This is a genomic window from Pseudomonas sp. GNP013 (genome assembly GCF_054343995.1).
Genome location: NZ_JBTGUT010000001.1, coordinates 880,329 through 895,877 on the forward strand (window position 1 = coordinate 880,329; position 15,549 = coordinate 895,877).

At 57.3% G+C, this 15,549-nt stretch carries 15 protein-coding genes; 3 read left to right on the forward strand and 12 right to left on the reverse strand.

Going from position 1 to position 15,549, the window contains the following annotated elements:
* Positions 1 to 3 precede the first annotated feature (3 nt).
* The 3 genes from ACXX81_RS04065 to ACXX81_RS04075 all read right to left on the reverse strand — a co-directional run bounded on the left by ACXX81_RS04065 (position 4) and on the right by ACXX81_RS04075 (position 3,455).
* Positions 4 to 1,323 (reverse strand): methyl-accepting chemotaxis protein, encoded by a 1,320-nt coding sequence (locus ACXX81_RS04065; RefSeq protein ID WP_209984048.1) that lies wholly within the window; start codon positions 1,321 to 1,323, stop codon positions 4 to 6.
* 257 nt (positions 1,324 to 1,580) lie between these two features.
* A complete protein-coding gene (locus tag ACXX81_RS04070; RefSeq protein ID WP_231422908.1) occupies positions 1,581 to 2,639 on the reverse strand; it encodes a diguanylate cyclase in 1,059 nt (352 codons plus the stop codon).
* A 177-nt stretch (positions 2,640 to 2,816) separates the two neighbouring features.
* Positions 2,817 to 3,455, reverse strand: coding sequence for a TetR/AcrR family transcriptional regulator (locus tag ACXX81_RS04075; protein WP_458571251.1), 639 nt, complete (start codon positions 3,453 to 3,455; stop codon positions 2,817 to 2,819).
* 121 nt (positions 3,456 to 3,576) lie between these two features.
* On the opposite strand from ACXX81_RS04075, the gene ACXX81_RS04080 reads away from it, so the two are divergent.
* Positions 3,577 to 4,617 (forward strand): MBL fold metallo-hydrolase, encoded by a 1,041-nt coding sequence (locus ACXX81_RS04080; RefSeq protein ID WP_231422910.1) that lies wholly within the window; start codon positions 3,577 to 3,579, stop codon positions 4,615 to 4,617.
* 133 nt (positions 4,618 to 4,750) lie between these two features.
* Complete coding sequence (locus ACXX81_RS04085; RefSeq protein ID WP_322214320.1) at positions 4,751 to 5,056, forward strand: P-loop NTPase family protein; 306 nt, start codon at positions 4,751 to 4,753, stop codon at positions 5,054 to 5,056.
* Here the strand turns inward: ACXX81_RS04085 and ACXX81_RS04090 are convergent.
* The 9 genes from ACXX81_RS04090 to ACXX81_RS04130 all read right to left on the reverse strand — a co-directional run bounded on the left by ACXX81_RS04090 (position 4,998) and on the right by ACXX81_RS04130 (position 13,194).
* Positions 4,998 to 5,378 (reverse strand): helix-turn-helix domain-containing protein, encoded by a 381-nt coding sequence (locus ACXX81_RS04090; RefSeq protein WP_322214319.1) that lies wholly within the window; start codon positions 5,376 to 5,378, stop codon positions 4,998 to 5,000. The genes ACXX81_RS04085 and ACXX81_RS04090 overlap by 59 nt on opposite strands.
* 106 nt (positions 5,379 to 5,484) lie before the next feature.
* Positions 5,485 to 6,438, reverse strand: a complete 954-nt coding sequence (locus tag ACXX81_RS04095; RefSeq protein WP_458571252.1) for a hypothetical protein — start codon at positions 6,436 to 6,438, stop codon at positions 5,485 to 5,487.
* A gap of 385 nt (positions 6,439 to 6,823) precedes the next feature.
* The gene (locus tag ACXX81_RS04100; protein WP_003237904.1) at positions 6,824 to 7,471 is read right to left on the reverse strand and encodes an HAD-IB family hydrolase; all 648 of its coding nucleotides are present in this window, start codon (positions 7,469 to 7,471) and stop codon (positions 6,824 to 6,826) included.
* Between the two features lie 71 nt (positions 7,472 to 7,542).
* Positions 7,543 to 8,256, reverse strand: coding sequence for an HNH endonuclease (locus ACXX81_RS04105; RefSeq protein ID WP_458571253.1), 714 nt, complete (start codon positions 8,254 to 8,256; stop codon positions 7,543 to 7,545).
* A 99-nt stretch (positions 8,257 to 8,355) separates the two neighbouring features.
* A complete protein-coding gene (locus tag ACXX81_RS04110) occupies positions 8,356 to 8,886 on the reverse strand; it encodes a BRO-N domain-containing protein (protein WP_458571254.1) in 531 nt (176 codons plus the stop codon).
* 375 nt (positions 8,887 to 9,261) lie between these two features.
* Positions 9,262 to 9,948 carry a hypothetical protein gene (locus ACXX81_RS04115; protein ID WP_458571255.1) on the reverse strand — a complete coding sequence of 229 codons (687 nt, stop codon included), beginning with the start codon at positions 9,946 to 9,948 and terminating at the stop codon, positions 9,262 to 9,264.
* Positions 9,948 to 11,003: a ParA family protein gene (locus ACXX81_RS04120; protein WP_458571256.1), complete on the reverse strand. Its 1,056-nt coding sequence runs from the start codon at positions 11,001 to 11,003 to the stop codon at positions 9,948 to 9,950. The genes ACXX81_RS04115 and ACXX81_RS04120 overlap by 1 nt, the downstream gene beginning before the upstream one ends.
* A gap of 105 nt (positions 11,004 to 11,108) precedes the next feature.
* Positions 11,109 to 12,359, reverse strand: a complete 1,251-nt coding sequence (locus ACXX81_RS04125) for a ribonucleotide-diphosphate reductase subunit beta (RefSeq protein ID WP_209984029.1) — start codon at positions 12,357 to 12,359, stop codon at positions 11,109 to 11,111.
* Positions 12,360 to 12,924: 565 nt separating this feature from the next.
* A complete protein-coding gene (locus tag ACXX81_RS04130; RefSeq protein ID WP_231422915.1) occupies positions 12,925 to 13,194 on the reverse strand; it encodes a DUF2790 domain-containing protein in 270 nt (89 codons plus the stop codon).
* Positions 13,195 to 13,591: 397 nt separating this feature from the next.
* Between ACXX81_RS04130 and acs the strand changes: the two genes are divergently transcribed.
* Positions 13,592 to 15,547, forward strand: coding sequence for an acetate--CoA ligase (gene acs / locus ACXX81_RS04135; RefSeq protein WP_209984025.1), 1,956 nt, complete (start codon positions 13,592 to 13,594; stop codon positions 15,545 to 15,547).
* Positions 15,548 to 15,549: the final 2 nt, after the last annotated feature.

Genomic DNA, 15,549 nt, shown 5'->3' on the forward strand with positions numbered 1-15,549 from the left:
GGGTCAGTTGCTGACCCGCTCACCGGCAAACGCACTCACTGCCTGCACCGCCTCGCTGGTGCCCTGGCGAATCTGCAGGATCACCGTGCCGGCGCGGTTGGCGAGGTCCACGCCGAGGGCTGCGCGGTCGCGGGTGCCGTCCATGCTGTCGATGGCCTGGCGGGTCTCTTCCTGGATCATTGCGATCATGCCGGATATTTCCATGGTCGAACCGCTGGTGCGGGCCGCCAGTTGCCGTACTTCATCGGCCACTACCGCAAAACCGCGGCCCTGTTCGCCGGCCCGTGCCGCCTCGATGGCCGCGTTGAGGGCCAGCAGGTTGGTCTGATCCGCAATCCCGCGAATGGTGTTGACGATGGCGGTGATCTGTTGCGAACGCTCGCCCAGTTTGGCGATCAGTTGCGACGAGCCGTCGATGTCTGCGGCAATTTCGCGCATGCCACTGGCCGATTGCTGAATCACCTCGGCGCCTTGTTCCGCGATGTCGCGGGTGCTGACGGAGATGTGATACGCCTGCGCCGCACTCGCGGCGTCGGCGGCATGTTGTTGCACGCGGGCGGTGATGTCGGAAGCGAACTTCACCACCTTGCACAGGCGCCCGCTGGCGTCGTACACCGGGTTGTAGTTGGCCTCGAGCCACACGGTCTGGCCATTTTTGTCGATTCGCTCGAACTGTCCGCTGAACAGTTCGCCCTGGTTAAGACGCTTCCAGAAATCGGCATAGGCCGCGCTGTTGGCCGATTCCGGCGTGCAGAACAGGCGGTGATGCTTGCCCTGAATCTGCGCCAGGCTATAGCCCATACGCGTAAGGAAATTCTCGTTGGCGGTGATGATGGTGCCGTCGAGGTTGAACTCGATCACCGCCATGGCGCGGCCGATGGCTTCGAGTTTGGCGTTGGCCTCGCTTTCGGCCTGCAGGCGTGGCGTCACGTCCAGGGCGTACTTCACCACTTTGATCACAGTGCCCGCTTCGTCACGCACCGGGTTGTAGCTGGCTTCCAACCACACTGACTGGCCATTGCTGCTCAGCCGCTCAACGGTGCCGGACTGAAACTGGCCATTGCGCAGTTGGGTCCACAGCTGGCTGTATTGCGCGCTGCGGGCAAATTCGGGCGTGCAGAAAAGGCGGTGCGACTGGCCGATGACTTGTTCGGCGCGGTAGCCCATGGCTTGCAGAAAATTGTCATTGGCGCGCAACACGGTGCCTTGCAGGTCGAATTCGATCACGGCCATGGAACGCTCAATGGCGTCGAGCAGGCTGGATTGCTGGGCAAGGGTGTGTTGCAGGGCAGTGATGGTTTTTTTGTAGGCGTTGAATAGCATGTGCAGTGCTCGGACAAGCAACGTCGTGAGTTATCCATGGATTGGCGCTTGCCCCGTTTGGCGCTTGGCCTACGGCGGACGTGCTCATTGTCGACTTCCTGATGCCGACAGAAGGTGGAACGGGCTTATGAGTGATCAGCCTGACAACTAGTTCGCCCCAGGGGCAGGACCTTTTTTGGGCAGGTGACCGATAGTGGCATTATGCTGTCGCCGGAGCGCGATGAAAGAAGATTCTGACGAGGTGTCGTACGACGACTTCAGGCGAAATGGGCAATCACCTGGTCGCTGACCTTGACCCGGTTGCGTCCGGTGTCCTTGGCGTCGTACAGCGCGCGGTCCGCCGCATTCAGCCACATCGAGGCATCGCTGAAGAAGGGCTGGAAATCCGCCAGGCCGATGCTCAGGCTGACCCTTAATTCGGGAATCTGCGGGTGACGGTAATTGCTGAAGGTCTCGCGCATGCGTTCCATGATCTGCGCGGCGTCAGCCAACGGCATTTGCGGAAGAATCACACAGAACTCATCGCCGCCGTAACGCCCGGCCAGGTCCTTTTCCCGCAGCTTGCGTCGCAGTTCCAGGCTTAGCTCGCGCAGCACTGTGTCGCCAACGATGTGGCCGTGGGTGTCATTGATCTGCTTGAAGTGGTCGATATCGATCAGCGCAATGGTGGCGTGGCTGCGCTGTTGCTGGCACTCGTGGAACTTGAGGTGCAGCAGGTCTTTCCAGGAGCCGTGGTTGAGCAGGCCGGTGAGGCTGTCAGTACGGCTCAGGGCGCCGAGCGCGCGTTTGTGTTCCGACAGTTTGATTGCCAATTGGTAACAGACCATGCCGATGGCCATGGGGTAGAGCGTCAACATCGGCAGGCAGCTGTAGACCTGAAGCCGGCTGACATCGGGGTTCAAGCGCACACCGAACAGCGCCCACGCCACTGCGATGCCGACGCCCTGGGCCAGCAGGCCGCGCAGGAACAGACGCTTGCCGCCGGCCGCGACATTGTTCATGGTGATCATCGACAGGATGGTCACGGTGGTCAGCGGTGTGAATTGCACGGCGGCGACCCAGAAGCCGCCGAACACCGAGTCGTACAGGAAGTTGCGCTGTTCGGCCTGGTAGGGAAATTGCGAACGGGTCGATAACTGGTACGCCGCGTGTCCCCATATGAACCCGTTGAACAGCAGAAACGCCCACACCCAACCCGGCATGGCCAGCGGGTATAACGCACCGGTGACACTGATGCTGCCGACAACCAGGCCGATGATCCTTGGCTGGTAGATACGCCTGGCAAATGAAAGTCCTTTGCCTCGTCTGTTTTCCATAAATTCCTGGCCCAGCTGATTTTTTACAGGTACGGCGGTGCGCGTTCGCTGGATCAACCGTTGATCGGATAATGACCGGGAATATTGTCAGTTATTTGTAAGGGAATAATCAGTGGCCTTGGAGGCCATTTGCACAAATCGGGTGACGAATGCGCCAAAAGCGACCGTCGATGTCGCTTATTGCACAGTGCCAGTGAGGGGCGTGGGGCGGACTTCGTAGCCCGCGAGGAACAGGTCGATGGCCGACTCGATCACGCGGGCTTGTTCGGCCGCTTCCAGGGTGGGTTGGCCGAGGGTGATCTGCGGCCAGAACGCAAAGGCCTTGAGCAGGCTTTGGATCTGGTGCGCGGCGAACGCCGGGTCGGTGCAACTGAGGCGGCCATCGTCACGCGCGGCGCGCACCCATTGGGTAAAGCCTTCTTCGCGTGAGCTCAGGCGGTTGACCATATCCTGCGCGCGCTCCGGCGAATGGATGGTGGCGGCGATCGCCACGCGCGCCAGGTCGAGGAAGTTGGCGTCCGACATCATCTGCATCTTGGCGGCGAGCAAGCCGCGCAGTTGCTCACGCAACGGGCGGTCGCCGGCGTAGCTGATGTCGAGTTGCGCGACGCTGCTGGCCCAGAGTTGATGGAGGATCTCGGCGAACAGCTCCTCTTTGCTGGGGAAGTGGTTGTACACCGTGCGCTTGGAGACACCGGCGGTGGCGGCAATCCTGTCCATGCTGGTGACCTCGAACCCATTGGCGCGAAACTCGGCGATGGCCGCCGCCACAATGGCTTCGCGCTTGCGGTCGGTGAGGCGTTGGGGGGCAGTCATGGCGGGCGATGGGCTCCGAGAGAAATTACACTCGGCAGTTTACTTGCTCCGGGTTTTGTTGCAATCTTGAAACTACACTGTGCAGTGTAATTTTCCCGCAGTTCGCAGGAGCTTTGTTGTAATGGCCACCACCTCATCCCAAGACACCGCGCCTGCCGAGCAGGCACAGGGGCAGTTCAGCAACGGCACCCGGGTGCCCCACGGCGGGTTTGGCAAAACCCTGGGCATCTTCTGGAAGATGCTGTTCCACAAACCGCGCAACACACGGCCGGTGGGCGAGATCCCGGTGCAACCCTTGACGCGTGAGCAACTGCTGGCCGCGCCCGATCACAGCGTGTTTCGCCTGGGACACTCCACCGTGTTGCTGAAAATGCGCGGCAAGTTCTGGCTCACCGACCCGGTGTTTGCCGAGCGCGCATCGCCTTTCAGTTGGGCCGGGCCCAAGCGGTTTCATCAGCCGCCCATCAGCCTTGCAGCGCTGCCGCCGCTGGAGGCGGTGATTCTGTCCCACAACCATTACGACCATCTGGACCGCAAGGCTGTCATCCAACTGGCCGACAAGACCCGTTACTTTCTGGCACCGCTCGGCGTGGGCGACACGCTGGTTAAATGGGGAGTGGACGCCAGCAAAGTGCGGCAACTGGACTGGTGGGAAGGAACGGAGGTGGAGGGCATTCGTTTCGTGGCCACGCCCGCCCAGCACTTTTCCGGGCGCGGGCTGTTTGACAGCAACCAGACCCTGTGGTGTTCGTGGGTGATGATCGATGCTGCGCGGCGCATTTTCTTCAGTGGCGACACCGGCTATTTCGACGGCTTCAAACGCATCGGCGAGCAGTACGGCCCGTTCGACCTGACGCTGATGGAAACCGGCGCCTATAACGTCGACTGGCCCCACGTGCACATGCAACCGGAGCAAACCCTGCAGGCCCACATCGACCTCAGGGGCCGCTGGCTGCTGCCGATTCACAACGGCACATTCGATCTGGCGTTCCACGCCTGGCACGAACCCTTCGACCGCATCATGGCCCTGGCCTGGGAGCGCAACGTGTCGATTACCACGCCGCCAATGGGGCAGGCGTTCAGCCTGAATCAACCGGAACGCGGGCACGCTTGGTGGCTGGAGGTTGAGACTCAAGGTGCGCAGGCGCGCGTCTCAAGCTGAGGCGCGGACACCTTTGGAAAATGACTTTTCAAGGTTTTTCAGCGCTGCTACAAGCGGCAGGGGAGTGCGACCTGATCACGGCACGGCCATGAAGGGGGCGCTATCCGGCTCACTCTGTGGCTGGGGCGATTCGATGATCTCCTGGTTTACCCAGGTGATATTTCAGAGCCTGAGCCCGCAAACCCGACTGCACCGCCTGCGCCTGCGGGAAGTGCGGCGCTACGGTGACCAGATACTGGAAGGCGGCAGCCGCCATGCTGACAGCACGGCATTCCTGGCCTGGGCCGCGCGCTACCATGGCAGCAACCACAGCCTGTGCAGTGCGTGTCGGCATGAACGCTGGTTGAAACCGCTGAAGTGTCCGGTTATTCGATTGGATACTACGCACCATTCGGTTGAGGGGTTGATGAGTCAATTGATGACGCTGTTGAACCCATGAACCGCGAGAGAATGCCTGGGGCGGCCGGCTCGGGCGCGGCGGTATCAAACCGGCGCACACTCATCCCCCACCCCGGCGCAAACCCCGGGAAGAACACCAGGCCTTCAGCCTCCAACCGAAACGCCAGCGCCAGGCGCACCTCATCGTCCACCTGCGCGCGGCTTTCAAACTGTTGCACCGACGCCACCGAAACCCCGGCCTGGCGGGCCAGGTCTTCGTGGCTCCAGCCCAGCATGGCACGGGCCTGTACGCTGTGTTTGGCGGTGAATTGGTGCAGGACGATCTGCTGGTCTACGAACGAGCTCATTGCCAGAGAGGACATGGGGTTTCTCCAGGATTCGACGGGAAGGCAAACTATACTGGTTTTTTGTACAGTTGTTTGCGCCGTTCATCTACTGGGCAAATGCGCCGTGTGCACGCGCGACTGCTTAAAGCGTCTGCAGCCCCGGCGCTTCGCGAATAATCAGATGATCCAGGTTCTCGATATTCGCACTGAACACCCCGAACGTCTGCTCGGGGTTCTTTTTGCTCGGCACCTGTTTCAGCTCCGGCGTCACGCCGTAGAAGAAGCAATACAACGCCCGCTCACTGCTCGCCGCCGCCTTGATCTGCTCCAGGAACGCCGTGCGCTTGCGGTAGTTCTCGATGAGTTTTTTGCTCAGGTACACGTTGACCGAATACGGTTTTTTGTCGAGCCACACCTTCTTGTCGAAGTCGATGCGAAAGCTGCTGGTGTAGTCCTTGATGGCCTTGATCCTGCCCCAGTAGATGAGGCCCTTGTTGTCCTGCAGGTATTCGATTTTCTTGAAAAACGTCCAATAGGTCGCGGTGTGCTCGCCGATCTTCAGCGGCATAGCCTTGAGCCGGTCCTTGTCGTCGATGTTCGACACGTAACATTCCACCGGGTGGGCGAACACGCTGGTCTTGTCCGGGGTGGTGTCGCTTGAACTCACGGGCAGGCTGACGCGGTTGGCGGACGGGTTCGCAGGCTCAGGCAAGGCCTGCCCCTGGCTGCCGGCAGCTGGCGTTTTGCGCGGGTAGCTGCGGCGGGTCAACACAAATTCTGAGGGGAAATTATCCTCGCGCGCGTCGTCGCTTTCTCCGCTCGCCGCCTTGTGCAGGCTGGCATAGCGACAGCCGTCGATATGCTGGGTGCCGGTCCTGTTCTTGAAGTGGGGCGTGCGCAGGTAGTTGACGTTTTTCGCGTTGAACGTGGCCAGCGTATTGCCCGTCTCGAACGCCGCCCGGCATGCATCGTTGGGGCACAGGAAGCTGTCCTTGTCGGAATCGTAGGCGGCGGTTTCGTCGAAATTCAGGTCTCGCACGTCGTAGATCGACAGCTTGTCATCGAGACTCAGGCTATAGGCCGTATCGAACTTCATGGGGCTCGGGTCCGTGAGAGGGATGGCCCGATACTACGCAACTATCAGACTGACGCAGAGCAAAAATGTGGGAGGCTCCGCCAAGTCTTCGACTTAACGCTGTCGCGCAGCAAGCTGGAGCCTATGTGGCGAGCGGGCTTGCCCCGCGTTGGGGTGCGCAGCGCCCCCAATCAAGGGAAACACGGTATACCTGACGCTGCCCGGAGCATGGTTTTGGGGCTGCTGCGCAGCCCAACGCAGGACAAGCCTGCTCGCCACAGGAATGTGGCTGTCTGGAATTTCAGGTTTTAAATCAAAAAGTTATTTTGTGTTTGATAAGAGCTGTCGAGCCCCGCGAGGCAGCGATGGGATCGCCTCGCTCCACCGCCAACCCCCACTTCGCGCATCAACGCTGCAACCGCGGCCGCCGCTTCTTTTTCGCATGAAAATGCCGAAAATGCGCATCCTGCGCCGCCGCCAGCAACTCGCGATCTCCGCGCGTGTCGCCCCAGGCCCTGAGCCGATAGGCCCCCAGGTCCCCATACACGGCTTCAAGGCGCAGCACCTTGTTCTCGCAGCGGCAATTATTCCCCGTGAGCTTGCCGGTCAGCACGCCATCCACCACCTCAAGCTCGGTCCCGATCAAGCGGATCCCCAGCCGATCGGCAAACGGCTGCAACACCAACGCCGGCGACGCCGAACACAGCGTCACCACCGCCCCCGAGCCCAACTCCTGCTCCACCGACAACACACCCGCCGGGCGCATCAACCGCGCCCAATTGCGCTGGCAATACTCCTCGGCCTTGCGCTGCACCCACGTCTTCTCCACCCCGGCCATAAAGGTGCGGATCAACTGCGCCTTCAACTCGTCCCGACTGATCTGCCGCACCAGAAAGCGCAGGCCCGGCACCGCCAGCTTCACGATGCGGCCATAGAACGCGCCCGTGCCGAAAGCGAACTTGAGAAAGGGCACGAAACTGTCGTGGTGGGTGAGGGTGCCGTCGAAGTCAAAGACAGAGAGTACTTTGGCGTCAGCGGGGCCGGCTTCGAGCATGTCTGGGTTCACGGGTTGGCCTCGGTCCTATCGAATATGTTTGAACGTGCATCAGGTGTGACCGCAGGAGTTTACTCCCGTGCCAATCTTCCGACTTTGGCGTAAAGCGCTTCAGTGAAAGCATCCCGGTCGCTCGACCGGTGACAACGCTGATGGCAATTGGGGCACAAGGCTACAGCATTGGAGATGCGATCCGAACCCTTCTGGGCGAGGTGCTTGACGTGATGTACTTCAAGAAATGGCTGGCCGTCGACCTCGAAAGGCGCATTTGAACCGCAGCCTTCGCAGATTCCGTTGGCTTGCTTCAGTACCCAAGCGCGAACCTTTGGGTCACGCACAAAGGCTGCGCTGACGGTGGACACTTTCTGCGGTTGGACGATGCCGTCCGGTAGTTTTGGGAACGGTTGTTGCTGAAGTTTGCAGGCGCGGCGGATAAGTGTTTGCTCATCGGCAGTTTGGGCAGCGTCTTCGGACTCAAAGATACCCTGTGCAGCTAGGGCATGACGGATGCGCTGCTCTACGCCTGAGCCTACGTTTTTGGCTGGCTTATAGCCTTGGATACGGTCCCAACCCATTTGGACGAGTACGGTGGAGATGTTTTGCATACGGAATTCGATGGAGCCTTTTGCGCGACCGGCAACCGGGCCCTCGCGCAGAAGACGGTTTTCGAGGGCTTTGTTGAAGGGTTGCCCGGTCTTTTCCCAGGTCCACATCTTTAGATAAGCCTCGACCGCCGCTGCCAGCTCCGCGTCGCTCCAATCCGTTTTGTCTTTCGTACTATCCATACAGCCGCCGAGGGTAGAAAACCCTCGGACGATACTAAGTAGCCATTATTGCGTCTAGGAAATTTCCTACACGTCGGTTGGATTTGGCGCTCGTTTACGTCAGTAAGTGTGCTGCTTCGTTCGGAAAGGTTGAATGAGCTTTCGCCACCACGGAAGCCTTGCTGACTCTTTACGGTAGGTGCGATTCACCAGCAAGTACGGCATATCCCGAAGGCGTATCCAGCCTTCATCCTGCCAATGCAATAGGTTTAACGACATTTCTGGCCAATCCAACATGCTCAACATCGGGCGCTCTGCCGTCTGGGGCTGCCACTCGTCCCGCAAAGTCGGTACGACTTCATGGGTGAGCCAGCTACGGAGTAGGCGATTGCCTGGCGTGTAGTGATAGACCAGTAATGCGTAGGCTCCGGACTCGCTGATCATCAGCATTTCTTCAGGTTGGCCGTGGAATAACAGTTTTATAGTTCTTCGCTGGTCTTCATCGAGTTTGCGGGTCGTTCGCTCATCCAGAAACCAGCCCATTAAACGCCCAAGGTCGCGAGCGCAGAACCAGGGTTGGTTTTCCAGAAGGAGGGTGTGCAGAGAGAGGTTTTGACGTGTGAATACGATAGGAACAAGGGGATCATGCATGGCATACCTCCGAGGCCAGAGGCGCTCCAACGGCGTTTCTTACGTAGTAGTAAGGCTTCGCTCGGAAGGTGAAAATTCTAGGCATTTTCCATTACCTCTGTGTGATTTCAGCTTTCTTAGGGCTGGGTGCCGGGAGTTAAGAAACCCCACACAGAGGGCCGGACATATTCCCCTTTCGGGTCTTTTATTAGCCCACTCCCGGCATAACAGAGATTTTCGATGCCCACGAGAAAACCGTAGGCACAAAAAAGCCGCTACTGTCGGGTGCGGTCAGTCCGCTGTGTGAGGTGTTTCTTAGGCACCGAATGCAGCATATGCAGAACCGACTGCATGGTCAATGCAGACCTCATCACGTTTTGGTCTGACAATGGTAATTCAGCTTAAAAATTCGAAATGCTCGATATATTTCTGTTTTTTACTACGCGTGGGTTTGAAGTGAAAGATATAATTATGAAGCCATGTGTGATACTCAAATAATTTAGGATCCTCATTTATAGCTTTTTCATTGGATTTGTAGACAAGCTTCGCGTGTTCATAAACGGTTGACCAATTTTGTTTGTCTATAATGTGAAGTTGGTAATGTTCTCCACACTTTATTATCAATCTTTGCTGAATTAGTTGAGATAGCTCCTGGCTTTGTGCATCTCCTTGACTCTCATTTTTTAGCTTCTCTAATACTGATTTGTGAATTAGTATCCTTGGGAATAGAGATTTGGAAGACTCTAGGTTGTAGGCGTCTGTTAGTGCGTGACTGTAAGTTATATGTTGGTTTTGGAAGTGTTTGTTATATGCTATTCCGCCCCGTATCAAAAGACCGTTTTCTAAAAATCTAAGATAAACATTTTTCGTCGCTTTTAGAAAGCCAACAATGTCCGTTGCAGAGCTCATAAATATAGAGTCAGATATGCTCTTGTGATTGAGGGTGGCGAGATCTATTTGTTCGAATGCTCTATATGAGGTTATTAGTTTTTCTTTGAAAATTTCTGTGCCGTCAAGTTCGTCTTTCTTTAAATAATATCGGTAGCCCATGACATCCAAGAAGGCAAAGTACGAATACGCCATCACTCGACAGCCTCAGTGATTTTTTGAATTTCGGCGCGGTAAGCTTTAATTTTTTTCTCCCAAGGCTCCCATACGCTTCCGTAAAATTGGATACCGCTTTTCGATGCAAGTGCTGAATCCGCTTGCGTTAAGTCAAAGATGGCCTTTCCGAGCATTTGTGATACGGGAACTAGCTGGCCTAAGTTTTCAATTGAACAGATTATCGGATCACTAAGATTTTGCTTAATGCGAATTATGCTTGAACCCATCAGTTTTGACTTTATTTCGGTTTTTATTTTTTTTGACCATTTTTGATATGATTCTTTAATCAGGGATTTATGAACTTGAAAGTTTTGATTTATTAGTCCGCAAAATTCAGGTGAGCCGTAGTTGCTTTCAATGCCGTAAGGTTCAAGAGTGCTCAATATAATTTTGTCATGTTTTATCCAGTCTTCGATGAGTTTGGGTAGCGTGTTTATTCCGAGGTAGCAAAAGCGGTCGGGGGTTACTGGAATAATAAATCTGTCAGATGCGAGGAACGCCAGTCTAGTAATGGCGCCCGTGCTCGGTCCTAAATCTATTAGAATATAATCTAATTCAAGATGCTGTCCGAGGTCTTTTATAAGTCTGCGAAAACTAATATAAGTGTTTTTTTCATTTATGTTTGTAGTGATGGCTTGGTTTATCGACGTGCCAAAATAAGGCTCTGCTTGAGCGCTGAATTCGATATCACCTCTTACAAGAAACAGATTTTGATATATGTTGGATTCCGCAAGCTTGACATTTTCTACGTTGATTCTGGCTGCTGCGCCATCTAGGCGTGGGCGAAAAACATCAAGGATTGAATCGCCGGGTAGTTTCTTCGAAGGATTGTCAAAATATTCGGTGTCGTTAGCAAAAAACAGCTCTGTCAGGTTGCATTGAGAATCTGCATCGATAAATAAAACTTTTTTACCGGCTTTAGATAGATACGCGCCAACATTAAAGAGCGTGGTTGTTTTAGATACGCCGCCCTTATTGTTATAGAACGTAAGCGTTTTAGTCTGAGGTTTAAGTATTTTTTTTGCTCTAGCCAATTTTTTAGCTCCTTGAAATAAAAAAGCCCCGCATGTGCGGGGCCTTCTAAAAGCTTCCCAACGTCCATGTAGGTTAGCCTTTTATAGCATTTCGTTTTGCTATCATCAATCCCAGCTCAACGCACCACCCGTCTGATACTCAATAACCCGAGTCTCAAAGAAATTCTTCTCTTTCTTCAAATCCATAATCTCACTCATCCAAGGGAACGGATTCGTAGTCCCCGGATACTCTTCTTTAAGCCCAATCTGCGACAACCGACGATTAGCAATAAACTTGAGGTAATCCTCCATCATCGCCGCATTCATGCCGAGAACGCCGCGCGGCATGGTATCCCGCGCGTATTCAATCTCCAGTTGCGTCCCCTGCAGAATCATCTGGGTCGCTTCTTCCTTCATCTCGGCATCCCACAGGTGCGGGTTTTCGATTTTGATCTGGTTGATCACGTCGATACCGAAGTTCAGGTGCATCGACTCGTCACGCAGGATGTACTGGAACTGTTCCGCCACGCCGGTCATCTTGTTGCGGCGGCCCATGGAGAGGATCTGGGTGAAGCCGCAGTAGAAGAAGATGCCTTCCAATACGCAGTAGTAGGCGACCAGGTTGCGCAGCAGCTCTTTGTCGGTGTCGACGGTGCCGGTTTCGAACTTCGGATCGGAGATCGAGCGGGTGTACTTGAGGCCCCAGGCGGCCTTTTTGGCGACCGATGGAATCTCGTGGTACATGTTGAAGATCTCGCCTTCATCCATGGCCAGGGATTCGATGCAGTACTGGTAGGCGTGGGTGTGGATCGCTTCTTCGAAGGCCTGGCGCAGGATGTACTGGCGGCATTCCGGGTTGGTGATCAGGCGGTACACGGCCAGCACCAGGTTGTTGGCGACCAGCGAGTCGGCGGTGGAGAAGAAGCCGAGGTTGCGCATGACGATGCGGCGTTCGTCGTCGGTAAGGCCTTCGGGGGTTTTCCACAGGGCGATGTCGGCGGTCATGTTGACCTCTTGCGGCATCCAGTGGTTGGCGCAGCCGTCGAGGTACTTTTGCCAGGCCCAGTCGTATTTGAAAGGCACGAGCTGGTTGAGGTCGGCGCGGCAGTTGATCATGCGCTTTTCGTCGACGGCGACGCGGGCGGCGGAGCCTTCGAGTTCGGCGAGGCCTTCGGCGACGTCGAGTTTGTCCAGCGCTGCCTTGGCGCGCACGATGGCGGCGGAGTCACTGGCGGTGACGGCGCGGGCTTCGATGGCGGCTGCGGCGCCGGCACCGTCGAGGCGGTCCATGTTGGCTTCGGTGGCGTGGCCGGCATTGGCGCCTTTGGTGGCGACTTCGCCGTCTTCTTCTTTGTCGAATTCGTCCCAGCTCAGCATGACGTGTCGTCTCCTGCGTGAGGGCGCAAAGGTGCCCGTGTGAAACCGGATGGTTGGGTGTTCACACGGCCCTCGGGCCGCGGTGGATCTTAAGGAATCGTTTGTTGCAACAGCTCGCGCAGGCAAAAAAACGGAATGGGCTAACGGGTGCTGCGTGAGGCTTGAGGGGCGCAGGTGCAGGTGCTTGCCCTGGCGATGCCTCAGGTCTGGCTCTTCGTCCCTGTGTAAAGGGATATTGCAGGCCCGATTTACCCGCGCATTATAGGGAAAAAATCGGCTTTGTGTTGTGGCGGATGGTCACGGTGGGGGCGCAGGCAGGCGGGTATTTGGGCTAAGGCGAGGATTTACAGGGGGTTAGCGAGGCTGGAAATTTTTGAGGGGGGGTGGGGTGGTTTGTTGATGCTGGGGGAGGGCATTTGGCGAGTATTGTGGTGGTGTGGCGGCTATCGCCTTCGCGAGCAAGCCCGCTCCCACAATGGGATTGGGGGCAGCGCCTGAATCGCATTCCAGTCAGCAGATGGCTCTTGGCCGCAAGAGCAATGTCCTGCGGCGAGCAAGAATCCGCTTATCCGTTGGAGCAACCGCCGCCCATCACGTGGTACTTGAGAATATGCCGCTGACCCTGGGAATCGTCATATTCCATTTGCACCGGTACCACGCGGCATACATCGGGAACGTTGCTCATGTGCACCACCTTGGCGACATCGAGGTGGGTGCTGTAGCTGTAGTCTTCAACAATCGGCGCGTCGCGGCCGGCGAGTTCAGTGGGGGCCTCGTCGGCCAGGGCGGCGGTGGCGCACAGGCTGCTGAGGGTCATTATCAATAAAGCTTTCATCGGGTCTGTCTACCTTTTTCAGGGCGAGAGGGGTCACGAGGCCCTTGTGAGGCCACGCGTGTCACTTGAGAGTTGGGAAGTTCGGATTAACGTGGCCTGGGTGGGGGCTGTTGCGTTGTTAATCGCGGTGCCTTGTTGGCGGAGTTGATTTTAGGCGTGCGGGCGTTGTTCATATACCCGTGCTTTTGATAAACACTTTTGGTGGTTTTTGTAACAATCGGCCGATCAGGGTTTTTTCAGTACGTCGCAAAGCGCCACGGGGCGCGGGCCAGAGCAGCAAGGGCTATGGCGGGGCAATTTGTAGGGTCTTGTTACTACCATCGTCGAATGGTTCTATAGGTCTGGCCCGGCTACAACTGGGCCATACAACAACAACTATGTCACCGAGGTAAGAAAGATGAGTGCGGCTTCCCTGTACCCCGTTCGTCCCGAAGTAGCAGCCAACACGCTGACCGACGAGGCGACCTACAAGGCGATGTACCAGCAGTCGGTGGTCAATCCCGATGGCTTCTGGCGCGAGCAAGCCCAGCGTCTGGACTGGATCAAGCCTTTCACCACGGTGAAGCAGACTTCGTTCGACGATCACCATGTCGACATCAAGTGGTTCGCCGATGGCACCTTGAACGTTTCCTACAATTGCCTGGACCGTCACCTCGCCGAGCGTGGCGACCAGATCGCGATCATCTGGGAGGGCGATGACCCTGCCGAGAGCCGCAACATCACTTACCGCGAGCTGCATGAGCAGGTCTGCAAGTTCGCCAACGCCCTGCGTGGCCAGGACGTGCACCGTGGCGACGTGGTGACCATCTACATGCCGATGATCCCCGAAGCCGTGGTCGCCATGCTGGCCTGTACCCGCATCGGTGCGATCCACTCGGTGGTGTTCGGTGGCTTTTCCCCGGAAGCCCTGGCCGGTCGCATCATCGACTGTAAGTCGAAAGTGGTGATCACCGCCGACGAAGGCATCCGTGCCGGTAAGAAGATTCCGCTCAAGGCCAACGTCGACGACGCGCTGACCAACCCGGAAACCAGCAGCATCCAGAAGGTCATCGTGTGCAAGCGCACCAATGGCGCGATCAAGTGGAACCAGCATCGCGACATCTGGTACGAAGACCTGATGAAAGTGGCCGGCACCGTGTGTGCGCCCAAAGAGATGGGCGCTGAAGAAGCGCTGTTCATCCTTTATACCTCCGGCTCCACCGGCAAGCCCAAGGGCGTGCAGCACACCACCGGCGGCTACCTGTTGTACGCGGCGCTCACCCATGAGCGCGTGTTCGACTACCGTCCGGGCGAAATCTACTGGTGCACCGCCGACGTTGGCTGGGTCACCGGCCACACCTACATCGTCTACGGCCCGCTGGCCAATGGCGCGACCACTTTGCTGTTCGAAGGCGTGCCGAACTACCCGGACATCACCCGGGTGGCGAAGATCGTCGACAAGCACAAGGTCAATATCCTCTACACCGCACCGACCGCAATCCGCGCAATGATGGCCTCGGGCACCGCTGCCTGCGAAGGCGCCGACGGCAGCAGCCTGCGTCTGCTCGGTTCGGTGGGTGAGCCGATCAACCCGGAAGCGTGGGACTGGTACTACAAGAACGTCGGCCAATCCCGTTGCCCGATTGTCGACACCTGGTGGCAGACCGAAACCGGCGGCAACATGATGAGCCCGCTGCCGGGCGCCCATGCGCTCAAGCCGGGTTCGGCGGCGCGGCCGTTCTTTGGCGTGGTGCCGGCGTTGGTGGATAACCTGGGCAACCTGATTGAAGGCGCCGCCGAAGGCAATCTGGTGATCCTCGATTCCTGGCCGGGCCAGGCGCGTACGCTGTTTGGCGACCATGACCGGTTTGTGGACACCTACTTCAAGACCTTCCGTGGCATGTACTTCACCGGTGACGGTGCGCGGCGTGACGAGGACGGCTACTACTGGATCACCGGGCGGGTGGACGACGTGCTGAACGTGTCCGGCCACCGCATGGGCACGGCGGAGATTGAAAGTGCCATGGTGGCGCACCCGAAAGTCGCGGAAGCGGCGGTGGTGGGCGTGCCGCACGACATCAAGGGGCAGGGCATCTATGTGTACGTCACCCTTAAAAATGGCGAAGAGCCGAACGAAGCGCTGCGCCTGGAGCTGAAGAACTGGGTGCGCAAGGAGATCGGCCCGATTGCCTCGCCGGACGTGATCCAGTGGGCGCCGGGCTTGCCGAAGACGCGTTCGGGGAAAATCATGCGGCGCATCCTGCGCAAGATTGCTACGGCTGAGTACGACGGGCTGGGCGACATCTCCACCCTGGCTGATCCGGGTGTGGTGGCGCAATTGATCGAAACGCACAAGACCATGAACGCCGCGTAAGG

Bases quoted from the DNA above. Each gene is read 5' to 3' on its own strand.
- ACXX81_RS04065 (WP_209984048.1), bottom strand. From the start codon at position 1,323: ATGCTATTCAACGCCTACAAAAAAACCATCACTGCCCTGCAACACACC.
- ACXX81_RS04070 (WP_231422908.1), bottom strand. From the start codon at position 2,639: ATGGAAAACAGACGAGGCAAAGGACTTTCATTTGCCAGGCGTATCTAC.
- ACXX81_RS04075 (WP_458571251.1), bottom strand. From the start codon at position 3,455: ATGACTGCCCCCCAACGCCTCACCGACCGCAAGCGCGAAGCCATTGTG.
- ACXX81_RS04080 (WP_231422910.1), top strand. From the start codon at position 3,577: ATGGCCACCACCTCATCCCAAGACACCGCGCCTGCCGAGCAGGCACAG.
- ACXX81_RS04085 (WP_322214320.1), top strand. From the start codon at position 4,751: ATGATCTCCTGGTTTACCCAGGTGATATTTCAGAGCCTGAGCCCGCAA.
- ACXX81_RS04090 (WP_322214319.1), bottom strand. From the start codon at position 5,378: ATGTCCTCTCTGGCAATGAGCTCGTTCGTAGACCAGCAGATCGTCCTG.
- ACXX81_RS04095 (WP_458571252.1), bottom strand. From the start codon at position 6,438: ATGAAGTTCGATACGGCCTATAGCCTGAGTCTCGATGACAAGCTGTCG.
- ACXX81_RS04100 (WP_003237904.1), bottom strand. From the start codon at position 7,471: ATGCTCGAAGCCGGCCCCGCTGACGCCAAAGTACTCTCTGTCTTTGAC.
- ACXX81_RS04105 (WP_458571253.1), bottom strand. From the start codon at position 8,256: ATGGATAGTACGAAAGACAAAACGGATTGGAGCGACGCGGAGCTGGCA.
- ACXX81_RS04110 (WP_458571254.1), bottom strand. From the start codon at position 8,886: ATGCATGATCCCCTTGTTCCTATCGTATTCACACGTCAAAACCTCTCT.
- ACXX81_RS04115 (WP_458571255.1), bottom strand. From the start codon at position 9,948: ATGGCGTATTCGTACTTTGCCTTCTTGGATGTCATGGGCTACCGATAT.
- ACXX81_RS04125 (WP_209984029.1), bottom strand. From the start codon at position 12,359: ATGCTGAGCTGGGACGAATTCGACAAAGAAGAAGACGGCGAAGTCGCC.
- ACXX81_RS04130 (WP_231422915.1), bottom strand. From the start codon at position 13,194: ATGAAAGCTTTATTGATAATGACCCTCAGCAGCCTGTGCGCCACCGCC.
- acs (WP_209984025.1), top strand. From the start codon at position 13,592: ATGAGTGCGGCTTCCCTGTACCCCGTTCGTCCCGAAGTAGCAGCCAAC.